We start from the raw sequence: 3,534 nt of genomic DNA on the forward strand, positions 1-3,534 counted from the left end.
TGGGTGGATTTCGTGCGTTATATGATGCATGATGTGGACATAATGTGCAATTGTTATCATTTCAATAGGCACCGAATTATGTTTGTTGTAACCTTTATTCTACAATAAACTCAGACAGGATTGTCTGAGCTACTGCTTACAACTGGTGCCATTCGGCATCGGTGATATCCTGTTTTTTCGATGGTGTGCGCGGATTGCGGTCAGGTGGTACATGTGGTGGTTGAGTGGGTTCCACCGGATTCGTTAACGGTTTTTGTTTCCGCGCAACACCAATACTGAATAACTTTTTCAACAATGCGATGAAAAGCCAAAACAGAATCGTTCCGATTACACGGAATAGCATGCCGAATACCGATCGACCAGCCATGCGATATACTACACCCAACGATTCTCCTACTCTTCCGGTTTCGGATAGAACCGGGTACCGGTGAATTTACTATCGGCGATGAATGCCAGCATTGCTTCCTGTTGTTTGACATCGCCGACAAAATCGAGTTTGGTGGCATTGATCACAAGCAAAGGGCTGTCGTGATAGTGACTGAAGAAATGGTTATATGCGTCGGAGAGGCCTGTGATATACTCCTCGGACATATCCTTTTCATAACTTCTGCCGCGCAACTGGATGTTGTACATCAAGCGCTGTACTGAAGCTTGCAGATAAACCACCAAGTCCGGCTTGACGACCGAACTCTCGACCGCTTCCAACAGCTTCTCATACAACTCCAATTCGCGTTCCTGCAAATTCATTGACGCAAATATTTTGTCCTTTGCGAAGAGGTAGTCAGATACAATACGGTCATGGAATAGATTGAGTTGGGTCAGTTCCTGTTGCTGCTTCCAACGGGAGAGTAAAAAGAATATTTGGGTTTGAAATCCGAAACGTTGAGAATCACGATAGAAGTCAGGAAGAAAAGGATTTTCCTCGTGCTGTTCCATCACGAGCTGTCCGCCAAAATGACGTTGGAGAATCTTTGCCAGCGAGGTTTTCCCCGCACCAATGACACCCTCCACTGCGATATACCGCGCGTTCAGAACGCCTCCTTGCTTACCCATTCCATTTTACGACCGGGAGCGGGTCGTCGCAATGTTGTACCAATGTTTTTACCGAAACCATATCGGGTGGTATCGCCCACTCCGGCGCAATTTCACAAAACGGCTCTAACACAAACCGGCGTTCTCGCAGCCGGGGGTGTGGCAACGTCAGCGAATCGCTCTCGACGATCAACCAACCAAACGTTAATATATCAATATCCAAGGGGCGTGGCGCATATTGTTCGCCGGTTCTCACTCTTCCCGCCCGGGTTTCCAACCGTTGTGTTACGACTAAGATTTGATCAGGCGTAAAGGAAGTATTTCCCACGACAACCGCATTGATGTACTCATCTCCGCTGGCACCGCCCCACGGCGCTGTACGGTAAAAAGAAGATACGATAAGTTGGTGGAGAATCCCTTTTCGGCGCAAGTATTCGATTGCTTTCTGGATGGTTTCGACCGGCTCGCCGAGGTTGCCTCCGAAACTCAATGCGACCGGAGTCATGGCTGTCGGGAACGATGAATCGTTACTTCTACTCCATCCATGATAACCGGCAACGGGGGCTGCAATTTCCGCACAGTGATCTCCACTTCATTGATAACGGATATCGCCTCAAAAAGCTGGGTGGCAGTGCGTTCGGCAAATGCTTCGATTAAATGAAACGAGTGGGTTGCCACCTCGGCTGTGATGGTTTGGACAACCATCCGGTAATCGATGGCGTCGGCGATATCATCAGAAGCGCCCGCTTTCCGGAAGTCGCCATGGAGCGCAATATCAATCCGGACTTCGCCGCCTAAGACACGCTCCTCAGGGAGAAATCCGAGTTTCACGCGATAGCGCAATCCAATGAGTTTTAAAGTATCCATAGTTGTTTCGTGTGAATGGTGTTAGGAATTATGTTATTTCCAACGGATAAAACACTTCGACAAAGGATGGTTGCCATTTGCCCTATACAGGCGTGCGCGGCACGCCCCTACGGGCTAACATTTCGGTGTTGCACCTATCCGGTGTTCAACACTCGTTATGATTCGACAGACAAAAGTGTCTGTCGTACGGTTACATTACTTGCCCAGTAAGAGGGTTTCGCAATGTACCAAGGCGGATGAAGCTAATGACTCCAATGTATATCCACCTTCGAGTACCGAAACAATCGGACACTTTAAGTCACTTGCCCATTTCAAAGCCTGTTGGGTAATCCAACGAAACCCATCTTCGGTGAATTGCAGATTTCCTAAAATGTCATCTTTGTGACCATCGAATCCAGCTGACAGAAAAATCATTTCGGGCTGGTAGTTTTTGATTGCCGGGTTGATAACATCCTCAAACATCCCGGGAAGAATTTCGTCGCCCACTCCGGGTTGCAGGGGGAGGTTTATAGTCATGCCAAGTGCGTCAAGTCCACCTTGTTCCTGAGTCGTTCCGGTCGTCAATGGAAACAATCGGTCTTGATGAAAACTCATGAATAGCGCATTTGGATTATTCCAGAAGATATTCTGAGTTCCATTCCCATGATGCAAATCGAAATCGAGGATTGCGACTTTTCCTACTCCATTTTTCAATGCATAAGATGCAGCGATTGCGATATTGTTGATCATGCAAAAACCGAGCGGTCGACGATATTCGGCGTGGTGTCCGGGCGGTCGGGGTGCGACAAACGCACAATCGATGTCGCCATCGAGAGCCGATTGAACCGCATCAATACAAGAGCCGGCAGCTGCTTGAATAGCAACCCAGCTCTTTGGCGAGAGTTCGATTTCTGCGGAGGGAATGAACTCACTCAGATCACACCAACGTTTTAGATGAGCGATATACTCGGGAGCATGGGCCAATTCCATTTGAGCGGATTCGCATAAGATACCGTCGGAAAATTCGGCATCGCACAATACATCGGATTTGTCGAAAGCCTCCGCTACCGCCCGCAATCGTTTGGGCGATTCGATATGAATCTCACCCGCCGGATGTTCGCGAAACCGAAGGTCTTGGTAAATACGTAATCGATTCATGACATCAAACTCTGCACTAACATCGCCCCTTTCAAATATTCAGTTTCCGGATGAGCAAGTAGGATTGGATGATCAGGCGCTTGTTTCCATTCGGAGTGAAGGAATAACGGCTCGTTTCTCGCGGCATCGCGCAACATCTGCAGAAACATCGGCCGTTGCAATAATTGGCTGCAACTGAAGGTGAGCAACATCCCATCGCGTTTGAGATGATGCATGGCGCGGCGGTTGAGCGAAGTATATGCGCGGATGCCATTTGCCATAGCTGAGCGGTTTTTTATCAATGCCGGCGGATCGCAAACAATCAAATCGTAATGTGCGCGATGTTCCGGCAGCCACTCCATGACATCGTCCCGAATGAATTCGCAACGCTCACTAACAGCGTTGGCTTGCGCAATTTCCTTTGCCAATGCGAGTGCTGAATCTGATGCGTCGACCATCACCACTTTTTTTGCGCCAAGTTTTGCAGCACGAATACCAAATCCCCCAACATGAGAGAAT

At 48.5% G+C, this 3,534-nt stretch carries 6 protein-coding genes; all 6 read right to left on the minus strand.

Going from position 1 to position 3,534, the window contains the following annotated elements:
* Positions 1-136 precede the first annotated feature (136 nt).
* Positions 137-385 (minus strand): hypothetical protein, encoded by a 249-nt coding sequence (locus tag OEM52_14465; GenBank protein ID MDK9701338.1) that lies wholly within the window; start codon positions 383-385, stop codon positions 137-139.
* A gap of 8 nt (positions 386-393) precedes the next feature.
* Positions 394-1,053 (minus strand): deoxynucleoside kinase, encoded by a 660-nt coding sequence (locus OEM52_14470; protein MDK9701339.1) that lies wholly within the window; start codon positions 1,051-1,053, stop codon positions 394-396.
* Positions 1,046-1,537: a 2-amino-4-hydroxy-6-hydroxymethyldihydropteridine diphosphokinase gene (folK, locus tag OEM52_14475; GenBank protein ID MDK9701340.1), complete on the minus strand. Its 492-nt coding sequence runs from the start codon at positions 1,535-1,537 to the stop codon at positions 1,046-1,048. The genes OEM52_14470 and folK overlap by 8 nt, the downstream gene beginning before the upstream one ends.
* Positions 1,534-1,899, minus strand: a complete 366-nt coding sequence (gene folB, locus OEM52_14480; GenBank protein MDK9701341.1) for a dihydroneopterin aldolase — start codon at positions 1,897-1,899, stop codon at positions 1,534-1,536. Before folB ends, folK begins: the two co-directional genes overlap by 4 nt.
* Before the next feature lie 195 nt (positions 1,900-2,094).
* The gene (locus OEM52_14485) at positions 2,095-3,036 is read right to left on the minus strand and encodes a histone deacetylase (GenBank protein MDK9701342.1); all 942 of its coding nucleotides are present in this window, start codon (positions 3,034-3,036) and stop codon (positions 2,095-2,097) included.
* Positions 3,033-3,534, minus strand: a 502-nt coding sequence (locus OEM52_14490) for a methyltransferase (GenBank protein ID MDK9701343.1), incomplete at its 5' end; no start/stop codon positions are given. The genes OEM52_14485 and OEM52_14490, both read right to left, overlap by 4 nt.

Source organism: bacterium (genome assembly GCA_030247525.1).
Taxonomy (GTDB): Bacteria; Electryoneota; JAOADG01; order JAOADG01; family JAOADG01; genus JAOTSC01.

Excerpts from the sequence above, each read along its gene's own strand:
- OEM52_14470 (MDK9701339.1), bottom strand. The coding sequence starts at position 1,053 with ATGGGTAAGCAAGGAGGCGTTCTGAACGCGCGGTATATCGCAGTGGAG.
- folK (MDK9701340.1), bottom strand. The coding sequence starts at position 1,537 with ATGACTCCGGTCGCATTGAGTTTCGGAGGCAACCTCGGCGAGCCGGTC.
- folB (MDK9701341.1), bottom strand. The coding sequence starts at position 1,899 with ATGGATACTTTAAAACTCATTGGATTGCGCTATCGCGTGAAACTCGGA.
- OEM52_14485 (MDK9701342.1), bottom strand. The coding sequence starts at position 3,036 with ATGAATCGATTACGTATTTACCAAGACCTTCGGTTTCGCGAACATCCG.